We start from the raw sequence: 21,334 nt of genomic DNA, 5'->3' as shown, positions 1-21,334 counted from the left end.
CCCCGCCGCTCCCCGGCCCGCACCGGGCGGCGCCTCAGCCACCCCCCGTCCCGTCCCCACCGCCCCCGCGGCGGTACCGCGCGCAAGGGAGCCCGCGATGAGTGAGCTGATCACCGCGGAACTGGTCGACCTCGACCTGTCCGCAGAAACGAAGGAAGCCGCCGCACGGTCCCTGGCCGAGCGGATGGCCGCCTCCGGTCGCGTCACCGATCTGGAGGGCTTCCTCGCGGATGTCGCCGCACGCGAGGCCCAGATGCCGACCGGCCTGGACGGCGGGATCGGCATTCCGCACTGCCGCAGCGAACACGTCACGGAACCGACGCTGGCCTTCGGACGCAGCGCCGCCGGTATCGACTTCGGCGCACCGGACGGCCCCGCCGACCTGATCTTCCTCATCGCGGCCCCGGCGGGCGGCGACGCCGACCATCTGTCGATCCTCTCGACCCTCGCCCGGCATCTGATGGACGAGACCTTCACCGGCGCACTGCGGTCCGCCACGGCCCCGGAGCGTACGGCGGCACTGATCAGGGGGGACGGGCCGGGGGCGGACGAGGCGCAGGCGGGGCCAGGGGAGAAGCCCTCGGACCGGGCGGCGGAATCCGCTGCCCAGGTGCGGGGAGCGGCCGAGCCCGACCAGGACGCACAGTCGGCGGCAGAACCCGCCCCCTCCACTCCCACCCCCAACTCCACTCCCACCCCCTTCCGCATCATCGCCATCACCTCCTGCCCCACCGGCATCGCGCACACCTACATGGCCGCCGAGTCGCTGGAGAAGGCCGGGCAGGCCGCCGGTGTCGAGGTGTTCGTCGAGACGCAGGGCTCGGCCGGGTTCCAGCGGCTCGACCCGCAGATCGTCGCGGACGCGGACGGCGTGATCTTCGCCCATGACGTCGAGGTCCGGGAGAAGGAACGCTTCGCCGGGAAGCCGACCGTCGACGTCGGGGTGAAGGCAGGCATCAACCGCCCCGCCGAACTCATCGCCGAAGTACGGCAGAAGGCCGCACTCGGCGAGACCAGCGCCCAGGCACCCGCCACCGCCCCCATGGACAAGGGCGCCGACACGGGCGACAACTTCGCCACCCGGCTGCGCAAGTGGCTGATGACCGGCGTCAGTTACATGGTGCCGTTCGTCGCCGCGGGCGGCCTGCTCATCGCGCTCGCCTTCGCCATCGGCGGCTACACGGTCAACAAGGCGCCGTCCGTCGCCGAGCACTTCCTCTGGACCGAGTCCGCCAGCTGGGCGGCACTGCTCTTCCAGATAGGCAGCGTCGCGTTCGGCTTCCTGGTCCCGGTCCTGGCCGGCTTCATCGCGTACGGCATGGCGGACCGGCCTGGCCTGGTTCCGGGCTTCGTCGGCGGCGCCATCGCGCTCACCATCAACGCGGGCTTCCTCGGCGGCCTGATCGCCGGCCTGCTCGCGGGCGCCGTGGTGATGGCGATCCAGCGGGTCCGCATCCCACCGGTGCTGCGCGGCATCATGCCGGTCGTGGTCATCCCGCTGATCTCGTCGGCGATCGTCGGCTTCCTGATGTTCCTCGTGGTCGGCAAGCCGATCGCCGCACTGCAAAAGGGGCTGACGGACTGGCTGTCCGGTCTCACCGGCGCCAACGCGATCATCCTGGGCGCGCTCCTCGGCCTGATGATGTGCTTCGACCTCGGCGGCCCGCTCAACAAGGTGGCGTACGCCTTCGCGGTCGGCGGCCTCGCCAACCCCAACGAGGGCAGCCTCAAGGTCATGGCCGCGGTGATGGCGGCCGGGATGGTCCCGCCGCTGGCGATGGCGCTGGCCACGACCGTCCGGGGCCGGCTCTTCACCAAGGCCGAACGGGAGAACGGCAAGGCGGCCTGGGTGCTCGGCGCCTCCTTCATCACCGAGGGCGCGATCCCCTTCGCCGCCGCCGACCCGCTGCGCGTCATCCCGTCCGCGATGGCCGGCGGTGCGGTCACCGGCGCCCTGTCGATGGCCTTCGGCTGCACCCTCCGCGCCCCGCACGGCGGCATCTTCGTCGTCCCCCTGATCGGCCAGCCCTTCCTCTACCTGCTCGCCATCGCCGCGGGCACGGGCGTCAGCACAGCCCTGGTCATCCTTCTCAAGGGCCTGCGCAAGCCGTCCCCCACCCACCCGGCGCCCACCCCCGCCGACACCACGAACGAGGTACCGGCGGCCGCCTGATCCCTGCCGCTTCTGTGCCGTTTCCCTGCCCGAGTCCTCGGCGGACCACTACCGTGCGTATTCCGGCCCTTACGTAAATGGGCCCGGAATTGGGCGCGAATGCCGCTTGTAGGCGGTACTTCTGCGCCACGCACCGTTAGTTCCACACCTTCCACGGAGGAGGTCGCCATGCCGCCCAGGCGAGCGGTCACCGGTCGGAGCCAGGAGCCGCGCCAGCGCTTCGTAGAGGAGCTGCGATTACTACGCGCCGAGAAAGGCGACAGCCTCCGGCAGCTCGGCGAGGCCCTGGGCTGGGACTGGTCGCTGTTCGGCAAGATGGAGAGCGGCCAGACGCTCGGCGGCCCGGAGGTCGCCCAGGCACTGGACCAGTATTACGGGACGGATCGACTGCTGCTGACGCTGTGGGAGTTGGCGGCGGGTGACCCCACGCAATTCAAGGAGCGGTACCGGCGCTTCATGGCGCTGGAGGCCAAGGCGGCGGGCATCCAGCAGTACTCTCCCGCCGTGGTGCCTGGTCTGCTCCAGACGGAAACGTACGCCTACCGACTGCTGTTGCGTGGCGGACTGGTCCCCGGCGCCGAACTCGATCAGCAAGTGGAAGCACGGATGTACCGCCGCAGGGTGCTGTCGAGTCCGGAGGCGCCGGAATTCCGGGCGATCCTCGACGAGGCCGTGCTGCGCCGGGGGCTGTTGGACCGCGCCGAATGGCAGGAGCAGCTGAAGCACCTCGCCGATGTCGCCGCACAGCCCAACGTGACGCTTCAGATCCTTCCGTTCACCGCGGGGCTGTGCGAGTTGCCCAACACGGACACGGCCCTTCTGCGCATGCCCGAGGGTCGGACCACGGGCTGGGTGGAAACGGGATACGACGGTCAACTGGTCGAGGAAAACGCCCGAGTTGAGCGATTGCAGTTCAGTTACGATCGGTTGCGCGACCATGCTCTGTCCCCGCGCGAGTCCGCGGAGTTCCTACGGCGTCTACTGGAGGAAGTCCCATGTCCGTCCGCCACCCCGAGCTGAGCACCGTCACCTGGCGCAAGTCCAGCTACAGCAACCAGGACGGGGGGAACTGCATCGAGGTCTCCGACGACCTCCTGGCCAATGCCACCTGGCGCAAGTCCAGCCACAGCAACCCGGACGGGGGCAACTGCATCGAGGTCTCCGACGACTTCCCCGCCCTCGTCCCCGTCCGCGACAGCAAGGACCCCCAGGGTCCCGCCCTGCTCTTCGAGGTGCCCGCCTGGGCGTCCTTCGTCTCCGCCGTGAAGCACGGGGCACTCCCCGGCGCCTGACGTCCGGCCCCGGTACCTGAAGACCGGTCCGAAGCCCCCGGCCCCCGTCGCTCGCCCGCGACGGGGGCCGTGGCACAGTGGCGGCGGCCGGTGAACTGACCTCGGCCCTTGGACAAGTTCGGAGCGTTCGGATGACGAGCGGGCAGCCGTCTGAGGCGACCCTTTCCAAGCCCGGCGGGCCCGGCGGCCAAGGGCAGCCGGCTCCGGCCGGGGCGGCCGGTGTGCGCAGTGGTCGGTGGGTGACCGTGGCCGCGCCGCTCGGGCTGGTGACGCTCACCGCGGCAGGGCTGTTTCTCGGGGCCGGGCCGGTGCGGACGGCCGCGGTCTGGCTTGCCTTCGGGGTGCTGGTGTTGTGCCTGGGGGCCGTCGGAAGCAGTGTGGTCCGGGCCGGTGGGCCCCGGCGACGTACCTACGCACGGGCGGTGCGGGCCGCCTCATCGGCATCGGGAGGCGACCGCTCCGCCGCCCTCCCGGCGCGGCTGCACGGCACACCATGGCCGTCGCTCCGTGCCGTCGGCCTGCTCATCGGGCTGCCGACGCTGGTGTGCCTGTGGATCGTGCTCGCGGTGGCGGAACCGGACTCCGGGAGCCGGGCGGTGGCACTGCGCGAAGCCGGCGCCGTCACCGGCACCTTCCGTATCGCCGCCATCGAGCACGAGGTGACCGAGGGGCGCGGTCGGCGGGCGCACGCCACGGCCGGCTACACCGTTCTCCTTCCGCCGGCGAACGGGCAGCAGGGCGGCCGCGGGGTTCCGGCCACCTTCACGGCGGCCACCGAACGGCGCCACGAGGTCGGCGGGACGCTCTACGTCGGCCACGTGCCAGGGCACCCCGAGCTGGGTGCCGTGGGTGATGACCAACGGGCCGAAGTCGAACGGAAGTTGTCCGGGCGGGCAGTGGAAGCCTCGACGTCCTGGGTGGCCGCCGGTATCTGGATCCTGGTGACGTTGGCACTCTGCGCAGGCTGGTGGCGGGAGGGTGTCACGCGCCGGGGTGCGCGCAGCACCGGTGAGGGCTGGGTCGCCCTGCGGGTCCGCGTCACGGGCGGCGGAAAGCACACCGACGCCCCGCCGGCCGAGGGCACGGATCAGATGACCGCGCGCGAACGCCGGGACCACACCCGGCAGCTGAAGTGTCTGCTGCTCGCCGTCGACGGCACGGACCGGACCGTTCCCTTCCACGGCGAGTTGTCCAGCACCGTCGCGGGGACCGTCCTTGCAGGAACATCAGGGCTGCTGGTGTGGCACCCGCAGCGGCGTCGGAGCAAGGACGTGCTCGCCGAGCTGATCGGTGACGACGGTTGGCAGTTGCCGGGTGCGGTGCCTGCGCGTGTGGCTCAGGACGTGGCGCAGGACATGGCAGCGGCTGCGCCGGCCCCGGAAAGCGGGCCGGTCACCGAGGGTGGGGCAGGGCGACAAGTCCGGCTGTTGGACCTCGGCGCCGCCTGGTCCGCCACCGTGCCGAAGCCGCTGCTGGCCGGACTGGTCTGCTCGGTGGCGATCATGGGGGCCCTGCTGGCCGTGCCGGACAACGGCGCGTGGCGGCTGTGGGCCGGTGCGGTAGGTCTGCTGGCGCCGCTCGCCGCCCTCCTGGTGCAGGTGTCCCTGGCCGACGAGGGCCGCGCCTGACGGGGCCGCCCCCGGGCGGCGGCTGACCGAGGCCGGACGGACACGCCGTCCCGCCCACTGGAGGGACGGACGCGCCGTCCCTTCGACTGGGGGCGGATGGCCCCCGTACACACACAAGGCGGTGGCCGCCCCTACCAGGGACCGGCCACCGCCTTCAGCTGTGCTCCGCGGGTGCGTCGTCGTGCGTCAGACCGCGCTGCCCTGCTGCCACTCGGACCAGGACATGTTCCAGCCGTTGAGGCCGTTGTCCGGCTTGACGGTCTCGTCCTTCGAGTTCTTCACGATGACGACATCGCCGATCAGCGACTCGTTGAAGAACCACTTGCCCGGGGTGTCGCCGCCGCCGCCCTTGTTGTCCCGCAGGCCGACGCAGCCGTGGCTGGTACCGGCCTGGCCGAAGATGGACGGGGAGCCCCAGTAGTTGCCGTGGAGGAAGGTGCCGGAGGCCGAGAGCCGCATGGCGTGCGGGACGTCAGGGATGTCGTACTCGCCCTTGCCGTCCTTGTTCTTGAAGCCGACCGTGGAGCCGTCCATACGGGTCTGCTCGAACTTCTCCGAGATCACCATCTGGCCGTTGTAGGTGGGGTTCTCGGGGCTGCCGCCGGAGATCGGGACGTTCTTGAGGGTCTTGCCGTCGCGCTTGACCGTCATGGTCTGGGTGTTCATGTCGACGGTGGAGACCTGCGAGCGCCCGATGGTGAAGGACACCGTCTTGGACTGGACACCGGTGATGCCCTGGCCGCCCTTGACCCCGTCCAGGTCGATCTTCATGGTGATCTTGGAGCCGGCCTTCCAGTAGTCCTCGGGCCGGAAGTCCAGGCGCTGGGCGCCGAACCAGTGGCCGACGACCTTCTGGCCGCTGCTGGAGGTCACCGTGATGTGGGACTGGACGTCCTTCTTGTTGCTGATCACCTTGTCGAAGTTGAACGACACCGGCATGCCCACGCCGACGGTCTTGCCGTCGTCGGGGGTGTAGCTGCCGATGAAGCTGTTGGCGGAGGAGACCGTCGTGAAGGAGGCGTTCTCGGTGGCGGCCCGGCCCTTGGCGTCCTTGGCCTTCGCCACGATCCGGTACTTCGTCCCGCGCTCCAGCTGGACGCCCGGCTTCCAGGACGTGCCGTCGGACGATATGGCGCCGGCGACGTCCTTGCCGTTCGCGTCGGTGAGCTTCACCTCGGTCAACTTGCCGTCGGTGACCTTCACCCCGGTGTCGTTGATGCTGGCGTTGGTGGCGCCGTCGTCCGACGAGACCTTGATCTTGACGTCGGAGGCGTTCTTGGCGGCCGCGGCGTCCGCGCCGGCCTGGCCGTTCTTGCCGTCGTCGTTGCCACCGGCCGAGGCGTCCCCGCCACAGGCGGACAGGGTCAGCGCGCCGGCGGCGAACAGGGCCGTCACGGCGAGGGTGCGGCGCATCCGCCGATTGCGGCGCGGCGTGCCCGGCGCCGGCTGCTCGACAGACGGGAGCAGCTGGTGCGGGGTGCGGGACCGAGCGGGCGCGGGGTTGTCCGGCGTTGTCACGAGCTGCTCCATAACAGGGGTGTTGTGATTCCGTGCTGCTAAACAGCACGAGCGGACGGATTTGGTTGCGGGTACGGCTCTCTTGTGATGAAGGTCACATGCGTGGCGGCAAGGGGTCGTCGGACGGCCCCGACAGCCAGGTTCGCAGTGCCGTGCCGTGTTCGTCCAGGCGGGGTGGAGCGAAGGGTTGGGCGACCGGCGTGCCCGAAAGGCGGAGTGGGCTGGTGACTTGGGGGACGCGCCCCTCGCCGACCGGTGTCACCGGATCGAGACCGAGGCGCGCCGCCAACTCCAGGGCCTCGGAGACGGTGTTGACCGGGCCGCACGGCACGGACACGGCGGTCAGCCGCTCGGTCCAGCCGTGCGGGGTGTCGGAGGCCAGCCGACCCTCCAGCGCTTTGATGAGATCTGTGCGGTTTTGCACCCGGTCCTCGTTGCGGGCGAACCGGAGGTCCTCGGCGAGTTCCGGGGCGCCCAGCGCCCACGCCAGCTCCCGGAACTGACGGTCGTTGCCCACCGCCACCGCCAGCAGCTGCCCGTCACGGCAGGCCAGCGTCTCGTACGGGGCGATGCTCGGGTGGCGATTGCCCATCGGGCCCGGATCGCGGCCGGTGGCCAGATGGCCGGACGCCTGATTGACCAGCGAGCCCAGCAGCGACGAGAGCAGATTGACCTCGACCAGCTGGCCCTGACCGGTGCGGTCGCGGTGGCGCAGCGCCGCCAGGATGCCCGTGGTGGCGTCCTTCGCGGTCAGCACGTCCACCAGCGCGACGCCCGCCTTCAGCGGGGTGCCGCCGGGCTCGCCGGTGATGCTCATCAGCCCGCCGACGGCCTGCACGACGAAGTCGTAGCCGGGCAGCTGAGCGCCCGCGCCGGAGCCGAAGCCGGTGATCGTGCAGTGCACCAGGGCCGGGTTGGCGGCGCGGGTGGCGGTGTGGTCCAGGCCGATGGGGGTCCCCCCTGGACGGAGCTTGTCGAGTCCTTGGGGGAGGGCGAGCGAGCCGGGGCGGAAGTTCTCGATCAGTACGTCGGCCCGGCGCGCCAACTCGCGGGCCGCGGCCGCGTCGTCCGGGTCACCGAGATCCAGTGCCAGGCCGCGCTTGGAGCGGTTCGCGGCGTCGAAGTACGCGGCCGTTCCGCGCCGCGGTGCGCCGCCCTGGTGCGGGGGCGGCTCCGCGCCGGAGGGGGAGTTCGCGCCGCACGGGGGGTCCGCGACGAACGGCGGGCCCCAGGAGCGGGTGTCATCACCGGTGCCCGGCCGTTCGACCTTGATCACCTCGGCGCCGAGGTCGGCGAGCGTCGCGGCGGCCAGCGGTCCGGCCAGCACCCGGCTGAAGTCCGCGACGAGGATGCCGTCCAGGGCGCGGGCGGGCGGCGCACCGGGCGGGGTGGCGTCGGTGGGCCCGGGGGCGGCGTCGGCGGGCGGCCGGGGCTGCGGCCGGTGCGGCTGCGGCACGTGCGTACTCCTCACGTCGCGGACGGGTGACGTCATCGTCCGGGACGATCTTCGCCGGGCGGAAGCTTCCGGGGTGTCCAACGGGGCAGGGGCAATCCTGCCGGGGCGGCCTCATGGGGTGGCGCCTTCATGGGTTGTGCCGGGAATGTGGCGATATGTCATAGGAGATGTGCCACTTCGGGACGTACGGCGCAAGATCTCCTGTCGGAAGTCCCGAAGCGTGGTGTCTACTGGCCTCCGGGCTGTTTCTTTCCGATCGGCCCGGATCAGTCCGCGGCGTCCACCGACAAGTCTTGGCCCCAGCGCCTCACCCCTCCGGGAGGACCACATGCTTCCCTCCGCTCCGATTCTCCAGCAGATCGGCCTCGGCGTCCTTGTCGCCGTGGGCGTCGTCTGGGCCATCGGGATCACCAGACTGCTGCGACGGGGCCGGTACGAGGCCGCCCTGCGGCGGGACCAGCGGGAGATGCGGGCGCGGTACGCGTCGCGGGGACGCTTCGCACCGGGTGGCTCGTTCGCCGCACCCGGGCCGGAGGGGCTGCCCGGGACGGGGCTGCCCGCACAGCCGGAGCTGCTCGGATCGGTGCCGCGGCAGACCGGGCCGGGCGGGCCGCCGTCGGAGTGCGTGGAGCTGAGCGCCGCCGAGCGGGCGGCCTTCGAGGGGCTCGTACGGCAGCTCAGCAGCCGTAGTTGAGCCGGTTGCAGGGCGTCGGCTGTAGTGGCGCCCGGTCGTGGTCGCGACGGCGGTAGTTGAGCCGGTCGTCTTCGAGCCGGTCGTAGCTCTTGCGCCCGCCGTGGGCGACCGGGTGGAGGGGCCGGCCGCGTGGGCCGGCCCCGGGTTCAGCGGACCGGGCCCAGCCGCAGCAGGGCCAGGGCGGCCAGCATCTGTACGGAGACCGCGGCCGCCGACTTCCACGTCGACAGATGGTGCTGGCCCCGTATGAGCAATATCGCGAGGACATAGCCGAAGCCCCAGGTCGTCCAGGTCGCGGCCTGGACGAAGGTGGCGTCGGTCGGCAGCCAGGCGGCGATCGCCAGCCGCGGCAGATCCGTCACCCAGAAGAGCACGATGAACAGGCTCGCGGTCGGCGCGAAGCGGCCTATGCCGCCCAGCGTGCGGGCGATCGCATGGGCGACCGCGCCCAGCACGAAGCTGGCGGCCAGCACCCCCGCCTCGGCCAGCCCGATGAGCTGGAGGCCCGCGGTGTGGTCGACGGCCCACTGGGTGTGGAACGCGTCCACCGACAGCACCCCGATGGCGCCGCTGATCAGCGACAGCAGCACCGCCGCACCCCAGGCGCTGCGGTCCCGCGCCTCGTCCAGCACCTCCACCGGGCGGTACCAGAGCCCGAATATCAGCCGGTGCCACCACAGTCGGCGACGAGGCGCCGGCTTGCGGGGGGCCGGCTGGACGAGCGTGGGCGGTGGCGGCGGGGGAGGCGGTGAGGGGGGCGGTGAGGGGGGCGGTGCGGACATAAGCCGTTTCTACCACCGGCCATTCCGGGGCGGCGCGGGGGCGTCGAGCGGGGCTCGGCCGGTACGGGTGAGACGCTCGGCCGATGACCTTGCAGACACCGGACCACGACGAGGCGCACGGCGGCGGACTCGGCAGCCGGCTCAACTGGCTGCGGGCGGCGGTCCTCGGGGCCAACGACGGCATCGTCTCCACCGCCGGGCTCGTCGTCGGGGTCGCCGGAGCCACCGACGAACGGGGTGCGTTGCTGACGGCGGGGCTGGCGGGGCTGCTGGCCGGTTCCCTGTCGATGGCGGCCGGTGAGTATGTCTCGGTCTCCACTCAGCGCGATTCGGAGAAGGCCGCGCTGGCGCAGGAGAAGCGGGAGCTGGCGACCGAGCCGCAGGCGGAACTCATCGAGCTGACGCAGATGTTGGAGGGCAAGGGGCTGGATGCGCAGCTCGCCCGGGAGGTGGCCGAGCAGCTCACCGAGCACGATGCGCTGCGGGCCCATGCCGAGGTGGAGTTGGGCATCGATCCCGACGCACTCACCAATCCGTGGCATGCGGCGGGGGCGAGCTTTCTCGCCTTCACGGTGGGGGCGTTGCTGCCGTTGCTGGCGATTGTGCTGCCGCCGGCCGCGTACCGGTTGTGGATCACGGTGGTTGCCGTGGTTGCGGCGCTGGGGTTGTGCGGGTGGAGCAGTGCGCGGATGGGGTTTGCGCCGGTGGGGCGGGCGGTGTTGCGGAATGTGGGGGGCGGGGTGGTGGCGATGGGGGTGACGTATGCGGCGGGGTCGGTGTTGGGGGCGGTCGGGGTTTGAGGTTTTCCGGGAGGCGTGGGGTGGGCCGTGTGTGTGGGGGTGCTGACGGATGGGGCTCGTCCATCGTGTCCGTTGTTGTCGCGGCCCGGCCCGGCCCGGTTGTTGTCACGCCTGGGCGGGGTGGGCGGCTGTCCCGCCGTGCGGTTGTCGTTACGGCGTGCGGGTGGGGGTTCTTGTGGCCGGTCGGCCGTCGGTGCCCGTCAGGCCGTTCCGTACAGGTCGCGGTAGGACGGGAAGATGCCGCCGGGGCCGCGCACCGTTTCTGCTGCCAGGGCGGCGTTGACCACGGCGCGGGTCAGGACGTCCGCGCCGGTGGCGAGGATCTCGTTCAGGGCGCCGGCTTCGGTGTGGATGCCGAAGGCGGGGTCGGTGCGGGGGTCTTCGGGGGTGAGGGGGCGGGTGGCGGTGGACAGGGCGAAGACCGTGTCGCCGTCGGAGAGGAGATGGACGGGGCGGAGGGCGCGGGCCAGGCCGTCGTGGGCGGTGCCGGCGAGTTTGTGGGCCTGGGCGCGGGTGAGGGTGGCGTCGGTGGCGACCACGGCGAGGGTGGTGTTGAGCGGGGGGCCGACGGATGCCGCCGAACGGGTCAGGGAGGTTTCCCGGGCCTCGGCCAGGCGGCGCAGGGCGGCGGCGTGCACCTCGGGGGGCGGCAGGGCGGTGGGGTCCTCGTACAGATGGCCGTAGAGGGCGCCGGTGCGTGGGTCGGTGACGGAGCCCGCGGCGTTGACGGCGGCCAGGGCGGCGACGGTGGCGCCCGAGGGGAGGACGGCGCTCGCGGTGCCGGTGCCGCCCTTGAGGCCGCCCGCTACCGCGCCCGTGCCGGCGCCCGTGTTGCCCCGGGCGACCGGGGCGCCGGGCTCGGTGGCCGCTGCGGCGGCGGCCGCTTCCCGGCCCAGGGCGGCGTCGGGGCGGGCCCGCCAGTTGCCGCCGCGGCCCAGGTCGAAGAGGGCCGCTGCCGGGACGACCGGGACGACCTGGGCGGGGTCCGGGCCGACGCGGAAGCCCCGGCCCTGGTCCTCCAGCCACGCGGCGACACCGGACGCGGCGTCAAGACCGAAGGCGCTGCCGCCGGTCAGCACCAGTGCCTCGACGCGCTGGACGAGGTTGCGCGGGTCCAGCGCGTCGGTCTCCCGGGTGCCGGGGCCGCCACCGCGTACGTCGACGGCCGCGACGGCGCCGCCCTCGGGGGCCAGGACGACGGTGGTGCCGGTCAGGTAGCCGTCACCGATGCGCTGGGCGTGGCCGACCCGGAGGCCGAGGACGTCGGTGAGTGCGTCCTGCGGCCCCGTGGGGTGCGGCCGGCCCGTCGGCTGCTCAGTAATCGGCCGGTCCCATCACGATGACCGGGTGCAGGTCGGGGTCGAGGGTGCGCAGCAGTTCCCGCATCACCTTCGGCTTGAGGCTGATGCAGCCCTGGGTGGGGCCGTCGTGGTCGACGTGCAGCCAGACGCCGCCGCCCTTGGCGGCGCCCCACGGGCGCTGCTGGTCCAGGGGAGAGGTCCCCGACTCGCGGTTGTAGTTGATGGCGATGACGTAGTCGAAGGCGCCGGCCAGCGGCTCGCCCTCGACGCCGGTGCCGTCGGCGACGAAGCTGCCGTTGCGGTCGTAGGGGAGCTTGGTGCCCTCGGGCGGGGCCAGCAGGCCGCCCGCGTCGGTGAGGGAGTAGACCCCGATGGGCGAGCGCAGATCGCCGTAGCGGTGGTCGGCGGTCCAGCCGTGGGCGGCGTTGTGCGCGGACCAGGTGGGGCCCGGCTCCCAGTCGTCCGAGCCCTCCTCGCGGGTGTAGAGGACGACACGGGACTGGAAGGAGTCCATGTCCTTGCCCGTGACGACCAGTACCTGGCGGGAGTCGGCCGGTATGCGCTTCCTGGCCGCGTCACTGAGGCCCGGGATCGGCCGTCCGGCCGGGGCGTTCGGTGCGGCGTTCGGGGCGGTTTTCGGCGCGGACACGGGCGTACGTGGCGTGTCCGGGCCGGAAGCCGTCGTCGACATGGTGCTCTTGGCGTCGGTCCCGTTGTTGTGGTCGTCGCCCGAGGCCGGCCACGCCCACAGGGCGGTGCCGACCAGGGTCGAGAGGGCGAGACCGCTCACGGCCTTGCTGCGCCGGGACAGTCTTGTCCGCGGGGCGCGGGACTGAGCGTGGCGGGCCATGGCTGGCGTCTCCTCAGGTACGGACGGCGGTCGGTCCCGGGGCTTCCTGCGGGTCTCCCACAAGGACACCCCCTGTCATAAAAAGGGCAATCTGCACCCTACCGCTTCCGCGTCCATGCGCCTCCGCTGGCCTGTGTGAACAGCGGGGAACAAGAGCCCGAAGTGGCGGGAAGTGGGGTCCATTGGTGGGTAATTGACGGGCAATGGGGTGGGTTGGAGGCCGTGCCCGTGCTGATGACGGACCCTCGGTCGGCGGAGGGCGAAGATGGCCGAATCTGATGCGGGATCAGGGTAGGAACGGGGCCCGGACGGGGCGTCAGGTCTGCTGGCGGGGGAGTGGCCCGGCGGCTCCGGAGGCCCCGCGGACGCGGACGGCCGCGCCTTCGGCGAGATCCGTGCCGGGGGGATCGTCGAGATGGGTGACGCCGGGCCGTTCACTCCACCAGGGCGGTGCCCTGACGGGAGGCGAGGGTGACGCCGACCGCCACGGTGGCGGAGGCCACCAGTCCGGCCGCCAGGACCGCCCCGTGCCCGGCGAAGGTGCACGCCAGGACCAGCAGCGCCGACACCGGCAGCACCAGCTGCTGGGCCGGGCCGCGCTTCTGGTGCCGCGAGTGGATCAGCCACACCGTGAGCATGAACAGCGCCGCCGGCACCGTGACACAGGCGGCCGCCGCGAACGCCGACAGATGCGCCCGGCCGAAGGACTCCGCCACCGCGACCTCGATGCCCGCGCCGACCGCGGCCACCGAGCCGAACACCAGGTAGTGCCCATAGCCCCACAGGAACGCCTGACGGTTCGAGCGGAGGTGCAGGTGGATGGGCACCGCGAAGTAGATCCAGTACGCGGCGAAGACCAGCAGCAGGCCGCCGCCCGCGATCGGCAGCAGCGTGTCGAGCGCGTCGTTCCTGTCCAGCGCCGACTGCACGGCCAAAGTGGCGGCCGCGATCGTCTCGCCCAGCACGATGATGGTGAACAGGCCGTAGCGCTCGGCGATGTGATGCGGATGCCAGGTCGTCTGCCGCTCCCGTTCGGCCAGCGCGGGGACCGCCAGCTCCAGGAGGCCCACGACCACGAACACCCAGGGGATGTCGTGCTCGGGCAGCGCCAGCAGACCCAGCCAGCCGATCTGGCACACCGTCACCCCCAGGGCGTAGCGCAGTGCGGTGCGCCGCTCGGCGCCCCGGCTGCCGTGGGCGGCCCGCAGCCACTGGGTGACCATCGCCAGCCGCATCACCAGGTACCCGAACCAGATGACGGTGAAGTCGCTGTGCGCGAAGGCCCGCGGCACGCCCGCGGCCAGGATCAGCACCCCCGCCATCTGGACGAGCGTCACCACGCGATAGAGCACGTCATCGGTGTCGTACGCCGAGGCGAACCAGCTGAAGTTCATCCAGGCCCACCAGACGGCGAAGAAGAGCATCAGGTAGCCGGAGATGCCGTGGCCCGGATGCCCCTCGGCGAGCCCGTGCGCCAGCTGGCGGCCGGCCTGGGCGACCGCCACCACGAAGCACAGGTCGAAGAAGAGCTCCAGCGGCGTGGCGGCGCGGTGCCGCTCGTCGCGGCGGCGCGCCTGCATGAGGACCGGCACGTCAGCTCCTCTCGTCGGCCGATGCGGCCGCCCTCAGTAGAGCGCGGGTCGGCGGTACCGCCAACGAGGGGAGCGGGGCGCGGCGTGTCGGGGCCGGCGGCTACTCGGCGACCGCCTCCACGATCGAGGGAAAGGCCGAGGTCGGCAGCACCCGCGTCAGCCGGAATCCGCCGGCCGACAGCAGCGTCGCGAACTCCTCCGCGGTGCGCTCCCGCCCGTCGAGCAACGCCATCATCGCGACGTCCATGGTCTTGCCGAAGTGCGGGGCGTTGCCCGGCGGCAGCACGGATTCGATGACCAGCAGCCGGCTGCCGGCCGCCATCGCCCGGTGGCAGCTGCGCAGGATGCGCCGGCACGGTTCGTCCGCCCAGTTGTGCAGCACGTGCTTGAGCACATAGAGGTCACCGCCCTCCGGTACGGACGCGAAGAAGTCGCCCTCCTGGGTGCGCCAGCGGCCCTTCAACTCGTCGCCCTCCAAGAGGTGGTGGGCCAGCGGCGGCGCCTGGTCGAAGAGCACACCGGTCAGCCGCGGGTGGCGGCACAGCGCGGCGCGCAGCAGCCCGCCGCGGCCGCCGCCGATGTCCACGACCGTGCCGGTCGCGGGGAAGGGGTAGGCGGCGGCCACCGCCTCGTCCACCGGGGCGGACAACGACGACATCCCGTCGTCGAGGAGCCGGCGAGCGGCCGGATCCGACACCAGATGCGCGAAGAGCGGCGCCCCGAAGATCCGCTCGAAGGACGCGCCGCCGTGCTCCACGGCCTCCGGCATGGCGGCCGACGTGCGCAGGAACAGCTGGTCGGTCGTCATCAGCACGGCGGCGTGCAGCGAGTCGGGGACATCCGTACGCAGCGGCTGGGCGGCCGGCGTCAGTTGGTAGGCGCCCGCGGCGTCCTCCCGGAAGATGCCGCGGGTGGCGAGGTAGCGCAGTACGCGGCGCAGATGCGGGGCGTGGGTGCCGGTCTTCGCGGCCAGCTGCTCGGCGGTGCGCGGCCCCTCGGCGAGATGGTCGGCGAGGCGGTGGTGCGCCGCCGTGCGCAGGGCGGCGGAGAAGAGATGGCCCAGCGCCAGGTCCATCAGAGGAGCCGTGAGGTCGCGGGGCTCGCCGGTCGGTCGGTTGGGGGAAGTGGCCAACGTCAGCCTCCAGTCATCGGCTCGGTCCCGCTGATCCCGGTCGCAGGCGGTGATCCACGGTTGCAGCCCCGGGCTCCGGTGTCACGAACGGAGGGAACGGCAACCGCGAAGTCCGGCCAGGGCGGGCCCGGTGCCCTTAGGGGCCGGCTCCGGGGAATGCCGGGGCCATCGCCCGGTGCCGGCGGGCGGTTTCATGGTCGAATGCGTGTATGAGCGACAGCGACACGACAGGTACGACCGCTAACGCCGACCCCCGCGGCAGCTCCGCCCCCGCTGCCGTCCTGGCCCCGCTCGACGACCGTCTCGCGGACCTCGTGGCCCTCTACAAAGACCTGCACCGCCACCCCGAACTCGGCTTCCAGGAAACCCGTACGGCCGCCGAGGCCGCCCGCCGGCTGACCGCCTCCGGCTATGACGTCACCACGGGCATCGCCGAAACCGGCGTCGTCGGGGTACTGCGCAACGGCCCCGGGCCCGTGGTCCTGCTGCGCGCCGACATGGACGCACTGCCCGTCACCGAGAACTCCGGCCTGGACTACGCCTCCACGGTCCCCGGCCGGATGCACGCCTGTGGGCACGACGTCCATGTCACCTGCCTGCTGGGCGCCGCCGACCTGCTCGCGGCGGGCCGTGACCACTGGTCCGGCACTCTGATCGCGCTCTTCCAGCCCGCCGAGGAGGTCGGCAGCGGCGCCCGCGCCATGCTCGACGCCGGCCTCTACCGCGACGGCCTGGTCCCCACCCCCGATGTCGTGCTGGCCCAGCATGTCGTCCCTCTCGGCGCCGGGCTGATCGCCTACTGCCCCGGCCCCTGCATGGCGGCCGCCGACAGCCTGGAGATCACCTTCCACGGCACCGGCGGCCATGGCTCACGCCCCGAGACCACCACCGACCCGATCCTGATGGCGGCGTCCTTCGTCCAGCGGGTGCAGTCCGTAGTGGCCCGTGAGGTCGCCCCGAAGGACCAGGCGGTGGTCACGGTCGGCTCCTTCCACGCCGGGGACTCCGCCAATGTGATCCCCGACCGCGCCGTCGTACGGCTCAGCGTCCGCACCTTCGACGAAACGGTCCGCACCGCCGTGCTCGCCGCCATCGACCGCATCGCGCGCGCCGAGGCCGCCGCCTCCGGGGCCGACCGCGCACCCGACACCGAGCTCCTGGACTCCTTCCCCGTCACCGTCAACGACGCCACGACCCTGCGGGAGGTCAACGAGCAGTTCACCGAACTCTTCGGCGCACAGCGCCTGTTCGCCTACGAACAGGCCACCGGCAGCGAGGACGCCGGCCTGCTGGCGACCGCCGCCGGGGCCCCGCTCTACTACTGGTGGCTGGGCGGCTGGGACCCGGAGGAGTTCCGGACGGCACTGGCGGCCGGGCGGCTCGCCCAGGACATCCCGTCGAACCATTCGCCGCATTTCGTTCCTGTGGTGCAGCCGACGCTCGGCATGGGCGTGGAGGCGTTGACGGCGGCGGCGCTCAGTCGGTTGGGGGTGGGGGGAAGGGGTGACCGGGTGACGGGGGCGGTGATGCGGCGGGCGTGAAGGGGGTGGCCGGTCCGGGCGGGGCGATGGCCGTGTTTGACCTTGCCCTTGGGGCAAGCCCCAGCATCGGGCGTGCCGGGCGAGGCGCCCGGTACGAGGAGGACGGACGGGTGGACGGAGACGGGCGCACGGCGCCGTACGACGACGGTGCGCTGCTGACCATCGGGGCGTTCGCACGGGCCTCCCGGCTCTCGCCGAAGGCGCTGCGCCTTTACGACGAGCTCGGCCTGCTGCCCCCGGCCCATGTGGACCCGCACAGCGGCTACCGCCACTACGCCCCCGCCCAGTTGGAACGGGCCCGGCTGGTGGCCTGGCTGCGCCGGCTCGGTATGCCGCTGGCCCGTATACGCGAGGTGTGCGAGCTGGCACCGGACGCGGCGGCGCTGGCGGTCGCCGCGTACTGGGCGCAGGTCGAGGCCGACACCGCGGCCCGCCGTGACCTCGCCGCCTTCCTCGTCGACCAGTTGGAGAGGAAGAACACCGCCATGACCACACCGCACACGCCCCTGACGATGCGCTGCGCCGCCCTGACCGACCAGGGGCTGGTGCGCCCGGCGCACCAGGACGCCGCGTACGCCGGTCCACAGCTGCTGGCCGTGGCCGACGGCTACGGCCCGGACGGCGGCCGGGCCGCGAAGGCCGCCATCGAGGCACTCAAGGGCCTGGAAGACCAGGACCTGACCTCGGCGGACCTGCTGGGCGCCCTGGAGGAGGCGGCCCACCGAGCCCACCGAGCCCCTCGTGCCCACCGAGCCGGCGGCGACCATCGCGCGGCCCCGGCGGCGGAGGGAACGACCGGCTGCACCCTCACCGCACTGCTCCGCTCCGGCACCCAACTGGCGCTGCTGCACGTCGGGGACTCCCGCGCCTATGTCCTGCGCGACTCCGGCCTCCTCCAGATCACCCACGACCACAGCCTGGTCCAGTCGCTGATCGACGAGGGCCGGCTCACCCCCGAGGAAGCCGCCTCGCATCCGCAGCGCGCCCAACTGCTGCGGTCGCTCGACGGGGCCACCGAGTTCGCCCCCGATCTGCAACTCCTGGAGGCCCGGCCGGGGGAGCGCTATCTGCTGTGCACCGACGGCCTGACCGGGGTGGTGCCGGCCGAGACCATCCAGCAGGTGCTGACCGCGGCCGACGGCCCCGACCAGGCCGTACGCGAACTGATCCGGCTGGCCCGCGAGGCGGGGGCGCCGGACAACGTGGCGTGCGTAGTGGCGGAGATGACGGGGGCTTAGGGCGGGGTAGGGGGCGGTCCCCTAGGGGGGAGGTGTGCCCCTTGCATGAGCCCTGCCCGGTGGGGGGTGTGGTTACGCCAAGCCCTTGAGCATCCCCTTGAAGTAGAGCTGCGGCAGCCCGTAGCGCTTGAGGAACCACATGTCGGTGCGTTCCCGGGTGGTGTCGAGGAAGGGGATCGAAGGCGTGGGCTGAAGGTCGTAGTCGAACTCGGCGAGCAGCATCTTGTGCCGGGCGGTGACCAGCGGACAGGAGGTGTAGCCGTCGTAGCGGGCGGCGGCGGGACGGCCGCGCAGCCCGGCGAGGAGATTGGCGACCGCGACCGGCGCCTGCTTGCGGATCGCGGCGCCCGTCTTGGACGTCGGCAGATTGGCGACATCGCCGAGCACGAACACATTCGGGAAATCCGGGTGCTGAAGTGTTTCCCGGTCGGCCTTGACGTACCCGTACGGGGAGGCGGGGTCGGCGAGTGGGCCGTCCGCCAGCCACTGGGGGGCGCGCTGCGGCGGTACGGCGTGCAGCAGGTCGTAGTGCACGGTCTCGGCCTTGCCGGTGGTGTGATCGGTGATCACCGCCTCGCGCGCCGCACCGTCGAGGCGGGTCATCTCCGAACTCAGCCGCACCTCGATGCCGTACCGCCGGGCCGTCTCCGTCAGCGCACGGGAGAACACCGGCACCTTGAACATCGCGGGCTCCGGGAGCACCAGAATCGTGCGGATCGCCCCCAGCACCCCCCGCTTACGCCAGTGATCCGCCGCCAGATACGCGATCTTCTGCGGGGCGCCGCCGCACTTCACCGGCCCGGACGGCATGGTGAACACCGCCGTGCCGCTCCGCATCCGGCGGATCAAATCCCAGGTCAGCGGCGCGAGATCGGGCCGGTAATTGCTGCTCACCCCGCCGTGGCCGAGGGCCTCGGCGAGACCGGGCACCCCGTCCCAGTCGAGCTGGAGACCGGGCGCGAGCACCAGCCGCCCGTAGGAGAGGACCCGGCCCGAGGCGGTGGTCACTGTCCGTGCGGTCGGGTCCACGGCGGTGGCCCGCTCCCGCAGCCAGCGCACCCCCGGCGGTATGACGTCCGCCTCGGTGCGCAGCGAGGCACGCAGCGGCGCCTGCCCGCCGCCGACCAGCGTCCACAACGGCTGGTACCAGTGCGTCTCGGACGGCTCCAGCAGCGCGATGTCCCGCACACCGGCACGGCGTAACCGGGCGGCGACGGTGATGCCTGCGGTGCCGCCGCCGACGATGAGGACCTGGTGATGGGACGGGGCGGCGGGTGCGGGGGCCATGTGCTTCCTCCTGGAGGTGGTGGGAATCGGGTGGTCGGTGTACGGGGGACGGGGCGTGTGGTTACCAGAGACGGGGCAGTGCGGTGGCCGCCATGATGACGGCGAGGACGGTGACCAGGCAGGCGAAGGCCGTGGCCAGCACCTGGGGGCGCAGCCGGGTGGTGAGGCGGTTGCCGAGATGGCTCCCGAGTGCCGCACAGGCCGCGAAGCCGGCCAGCAGCGGCCAGTCCAGGGCCCCGGTGCCGGCCCGGGTGGCCAGCGCCGTAAGGGAGTTGATGAGGATGACGAGAAGCGAGGTGCCGATCGCGACCGGCATCTCCAGCCCCAGCACCAGAGTGAGGGCCGGCACGACGACGAAACCGCCGCCGACCCCGAAGAACCCGGTGAGCAGCCCGACGGCGGAGGCGGTCACGGCAAAGCGGACGGGCCGCGGGGGCGCGGGGCGGGCGGAGTCGTTCACCGTGTCGGAGGGTGTCGAAGCCACGGTGTCCTGTAAGGGCGCGGTCTCCGTGGCTTTCTGTAAGGGGAGCGTCTCCGCGGCCTCTTGTGTGGAGAGCGTCTCGTGGGGCGCGGATGAGGAGGCTGCTGCTGCGGGCTCCGGTGAGGCCGGCGCTTTCCCGGGCTCCCCCGAGGAATCCCTCTCCCCGGGCTCCGCCGAGGAATCCCGCTCCCCCGACCCCCGTAAGGGCACCGCCTCCGGCGCGTCCCGTAACGGCGTGCCCTGCTTCGGTTCCCCTAAGGGACGGGCCTCGGCCGCCGTCCGCCGCTCGCCCCGCCCCCGTAACACCAGCATCGCCGCCACCACGAGCAGCAGCCCCGAGAACGCCGCCATCAACACCGTGGGGTCCAGGGCCGCGCTCCACCGGGAGCCGAGGTAGCTGCCCGCCGTCCCCAGGGCACCGAAGGCCGCACCGGCCGCCCACCGGACCCGCCCGGCCCGGCCGTGACACAGCAGCCCGGTCACCGCGCCGACAGTGACGACGACCAGCGCCCCCGCGGTCGCCTCGTGCGGCGACTGCCCCAGCAGATAGACCAGTGCCGGTACCGCCAGCACCGAACCGCCGCCCCCGAGCGCACCCAGCAGCAGCCCGATCAGTAACCCGCACGGCAGCGCCGCCAGGGCTACGAGGACGGACACGAGGCCCGCGGCGCAAGGGCGACGGCCCGGCTGTCGCCGGACCACTCCGCGACGAACGTGAACCGGTCGCCGCGCACCACCGTCTCCCGCCACTCCACCGGCCGCTCCCCGGCCTGCCCGAGCCGCTCGATGGCGAACGCCGCCTCCCGGTCGGCCAGCCCCAGCAGCCACGCCTGCCGAATGTCCGGCAGGAACGGCTGGATCCGCTCCTGGCCACCGGTGACCTTCACCTCGCAGCGCCGCGTCAGCTCGCCGTAGAGCGAGGTGTGCCCGAAATCAGCCTCCAGCAGCGGCTCGGCAACCTCGGCGGGCAGATACGCGGTGTCGTGCGCGAGCGGCTCACCGTCCGCGAGCCGCAGCCGCTCCAGTACGACCAGCGGCGCCTCGGGGACCAGCCCCAGATGCCCGGCGACCGTCCCGTCCACGGTCCGTTCCAGCCGCAGCACCTCGCTGCGCTGCTCCACCCCCTGGCCCTCCAGCTCACGGAAGAGGCTGTAGAGCGAGCCCAGCGGCTGCTGGATGCGACGGGTGTCCAGCCGGCTCGCCCGACCGCGTTCGGCGATCACCAGGCCCTCGGCGCGCAGTTTGCGCAGCGCCTCCCGGACGGTGTGCCGACTGACCTCGTACTCGCCGGTGAGCCGGTGCTCGGCCGGGAACTCCGCACGGAACGCGCCGGCTTCCATCCGGCGGCGCAGATCGGCGGAGAGCTGCGCCCACAGGGGCAGCGGCGAGCGCCGGTCCAGGGGACGCGGCCCGTGCGCGCCGTGCGGCGGCTCGGTCGTCATGTGGATTCCTCCGCGGGCGTACGGGGGGTGCAGGGTGATGCCGGGGCACTGGACGCCGATCGCAAGCCTCGCGATCGGCCAGTTGATGCCCGATCAAGTGATGTCGGCTCCATACGGGATGACGGGG

18 protein-coding genes are annotated in these 21,334 nt (G+C 72.5%); 8 read left to right on the top strand and 10 right to left on the bottom strand.

The genetic code is table 11. The features are described 5' to 3' along the window. Positions 1–97: 97 nt before the first annotated feature. From CP981_RS16475 to CP981_RS16460, 4 genes are all read left to right on the top strand, one after another. The gene (locus tag CP981_RS16475) at positions 98–2,173 is read left to right on the top strand and encodes a PTS fructose transporter subunit IIABC (protein WP_085925746.1); all 2,076 of its coding nucleotides are present in this window, start codon (positions 98–100) and stop codon (positions 2,171–2,173) included. Positions 2,174–2,341: 168 nt separating this feature from the next. Next, positions 2,342–3,193, top strand: coding sequence for a helix-turn-helix domain-containing protein (locus tag CP981_RS16470; protein ID WP_085925745.1), 852 nt, complete (start codon positions 2,342–2,344; stop codon positions 3,191–3,193). Continuing rightward, on the top strand, positions 3,169–3,465 hold the full coding sequence (locus tag CP981_RS16465; RefSeq protein WP_085925744.1) for a DUF397 domain-containing protein: 297 nt from the start codon (positions 3,169–3,171) through the stop codon (positions 3,463–3,465). Before CP981_RS16470 ends, CP981_RS16465 begins: the two co-directional genes overlap by 25 nt. A 131-nt stretch (positions 3,466–3,596) precedes the next feature. Next, positions 3,597–5,093 carry a hypothetical protein gene (locus CP981_RS16460; protein WP_143658915.1) on the top strand — a complete coding sequence of 499 codons (1,497 nt, stop codon included), beginning with the start codon at positions 3,597–3,599 and terminating at the stop codon, positions 5,091–5,093. A gap of 186 nt (positions 5,094–5,279) precedes the next feature. Here the strand turns inward: CP981_RS16460 and CP981_RS16455 are convergent, their stop codons facing one another. Together CP981_RS16455 and CP981_RS16450 are read right to left on the bottom strand one after the other, a co-directional pair. Continuing rightward, positions 5,280–6,623 carry a L,D-transpeptidase gene (locus tag CP981_RS16455; RefSeq protein ID WP_085925742.1) on the bottom strand — a complete coding sequence of 448 codons (1,344 nt, stop codon included), beginning with the start codon at positions 6,621–6,623 and terminating at the stop codon, positions 5,280–5,282. A gap of 82 nt (positions 6,624–6,705) precedes the next feature. Continuing rightward, positions 6,706–8,067 (bottom strand): CaiB/BaiF CoA transferase family protein, encoded by a 1,362-nt coding sequence (locus CP981_RS16450; protein WP_085925741.1) that lies wholly within the window; start codon positions 8,065–8,067, stop codon positions 6,706–6,708. Between the two features lie 328 nt (positions 8,068–8,395). On the opposite strand from CP981_RS16450, the gene CP981_RS16445 reads away from it, so the two are divergent. After that, positions 8,396–8,761 (top strand): hypothetical protein, encoded by a 366-nt coding sequence (locus CP981_RS16445; protein ID WP_085925740.1) that lies wholly within the window; start codon positions 8,396–8,398, stop codon positions 8,759–8,761. Positions 8,762–8,907: 146 nt separating this feature from the next. Here the strand turns inward: CP981_RS16445 and CP981_RS16440 are convergent, their stop codons facing one another. Beyond that, a complete protein-coding gene (locus CP981_RS16440) occupies positions 8,908–9,543 on the bottom strand; it encodes a YIP1 family protein (RefSeq protein ID WP_244329675.1) in 636 nt (211 codons plus the stop codon). An 83-nt stretch (positions 9,544–9,626) separates the two neighbouring features. Here CP981_RS16440 and CP981_RS16435 point away from each other — a divergent pair, with 83 nt between their 5' ends. Further along, positions 9,627–10,343: a VIT1/CCC1 transporter family protein gene (locus CP981_RS16435; protein ID WP_085925738.1), complete on the top strand. Its 717-nt coding sequence runs from the start codon at positions 9,627–9,629 to the stop codon at positions 10,341–10,343. 200 nt (positions 10,344–10,543) lie between these two features. On the opposite strand, the gene CP981_RS16430 is transcribed toward CP981_RS16435, so the two are convergent. From CP981_RS16430 to CP981_RS16415, 4 genes are all read right to left on the bottom strand, one after another. Beyond that, positions 10,544–11,665, bottom strand: a complete 1,122-nt coding sequence (locus tag CP981_RS16430; protein WP_150522345.1) for a P1 family peptidase — start codon at positions 11,663–11,665, stop codon at positions 10,544–10,546. Beyond that, positions 11,658–12,494, bottom strand: a complete 837-nt coding sequence (locus CP981_RS16425) for a L,D-transpeptidase family protein (protein WP_085928631.1) — start codon at positions 12,492–12,494, stop codon at positions 11,658–11,660. Before CP981_RS16425 ends, CP981_RS16430 begins: the two co-directional genes overlap by 8 nt. A gap of 434 nt (positions 12,495–12,928) precedes the next feature. After that, entirely contained in the window at positions 12,929–14,086 is a 1,158-nt protein-coding gene (locus tag CP981_RS16420) for a low temperature requirement protein A (protein WP_085928630.1), read from the bottom strand. Positions 14,087–14,186: 100 nt separating this feature from the next. Then, the gene (locus CP981_RS16415; protein WP_085928629.1) at positions 14,187–15,218 is read right to left on the bottom strand and encodes a methyltransferase; all 1,032 of its coding nucleotides are present in this window, start codon (positions 15,216–15,218) and stop codon (positions 14,187–14,189) included. A gap of 209 nt (positions 15,219–15,427) precedes the next feature. On the opposite strand from CP981_RS16415, the gene CP981_RS16410 reads away from it, so the two are divergent. Both CP981_RS16410 and CP981_RS16405 read left to right on the top strand, forming a co-directional pair. Then, positions 15,428–16,759 (top strand): amidohydrolase, encoded by a 1,332-nt coding sequence (locus CP981_RS16410; RefSeq protein WP_150522344.1) that lies wholly within the window; start codon positions 15,428–15,430, stop codon positions 16,757–16,759. 110 nt (positions 16,760–16,869) lie between these two features. After that, positions 16,870–17,997, top strand: a complete 1,128-nt coding sequence (locus tag CP981_RS16405; protein ID WP_085928627.1) for a MerR family transcriptional regulator — start codon at positions 16,870–16,872, stop codon at positions 17,995–17,997. 72 nt (positions 17,998–18,069) lie between these two features. Here the strand turns inward: CP981_RS16405 and CP981_RS16400 are convergent, their stop codons facing one another. The 3 genes from CP981_RS16400 to CP981_RS16390 form a co-directional block, all read right to left on the bottom strand. Then, positions 18,070–19,284, bottom strand: coding sequence for an NAD(P)/FAD-dependent oxidoreductase (locus CP981_RS16400; RefSeq protein WP_085928626.1), 1,215 nt, complete (start codon positions 19,282–19,284; stop codon positions 18,070–18,072). A gap of 61 nt (positions 19,285–19,345) precedes the next feature. After that, a complete protein-coding gene (locus CP981_RS16395) occupies positions 19,346–20,422 on the bottom strand; it encodes a sulfite exporter TauE/SafE family protein (protein ID WP_085928625.1) in 1,077 nt (358 codons plus the stop codon). After that, positions 20,407–21,207 (bottom strand): GntR family transcriptional regulator, encoded by an 801-nt coding sequence (locus tag CP981_RS16390; protein WP_085928624.1) that lies wholly within the window; start codon positions 21,205–21,207, stop codon positions 20,407–20,409. Before CP981_RS16390 ends, CP981_RS16395 begins: the two co-directional genes overlap by 16 nt. Positions 21,208–21,334 lie beyond the last annotated feature (127 nt).

Source organism: Streptomyces platensis (genome assembly GCF_008704855.1).
GTDB lineage: Bacteria > Actinomycetota > Actinomycetes > Streptomycetales > Streptomycetaceae > Streptomyces > Streptomyces platensis.
This window is presented reverse-complemented; position numbering and strand designations above follow the sequence as displayed.

Excerpts from the sequence above, each read along its gene's own strand:
- CP981_RS16475 (WP_085925746.1), top strand. The coding sequence starts at position 98 with ATGAGTGAGCTGATCACCGCGGAACTGGTCGACCTCGACCTGTCCGCA.
- CP981_RS16470 (WP_085925745.1), top strand. The coding sequence starts at position 2,342 with ATGCCGCCCAGGCGAGCGGTCACCGGTCGGAGCCAGGAGCCGCGCCAG.
- CP981_RS16465 (WP_085925744.1), top strand. The coding sequence starts at position 3,169 with ATGTCCGTCCGCCACCCCGAGCTGAGCACCGTCACCTGGCGCAAGTCC.
- CP981_RS16460 (WP_143658915.1), top strand. The coding sequence starts at position 3,597 with ATGACGAGCGGGCAGCCGTCTGAGGCGACCCTTTCCAAGCCCGGCGGG.
- CP981_RS16455 (WP_085925742.1), bottom strand. The coding sequence starts at position 6,623 with ATGGAGCAGCTCGTGACAACGCCGGACAACCCCGCGCCCGCTCGGTCC.
- CP981_RS16445 (WP_085925740.1), top strand. The coding sequence starts at position 8,396 with ATGCTTCCCTCCGCTCCGATTCTCCAGCAGATCGGCCTCGGCGTCCTT.
- CP981_RS16440 (WP_244329675.1), bottom strand. The coding sequence starts at position 9,543 with ATGTCCGCACCGCCCCCCTCACCGCCCCCCTCACCGCCTCCCCCGCCG.
- CP981_RS16435 (WP_085925738.1), top strand. The coding sequence starts at position 9,627 with ATGACCTTGCAGACACCGGACCACGACGAGGCGCACGGCGGCGGACTC.
- CP981_RS16425 (WP_085928631.1), bottom strand. The coding sequence starts at position 12,494 with ATGGCCCGCCACGCTCAGTCCCGCGCCCCGCGGACAAGACTGTCCCGG.
- CP981_RS16410 (WP_150522344.1), top strand. The coding sequence starts at position 15,428 with ATGAGCGACAGCGACACGACAGGTACGACCGCTAACGCCGACCCCCGC.
- CP981_RS16400 (WP_085928626.1), bottom strand. The coding sequence starts at position 19,284 with ATGGCCCCCGCACCCGCCGCCCCGTCCCATCACCAGGTCCTCATCGTC.
- CP981_RS16390 (WP_085928624.1), bottom strand. The coding sequence starts at position 21,207 with ATGACGACCGAGCCGCCGCACGGCGCGCACGGGCCGCGTCCCCTGGAC.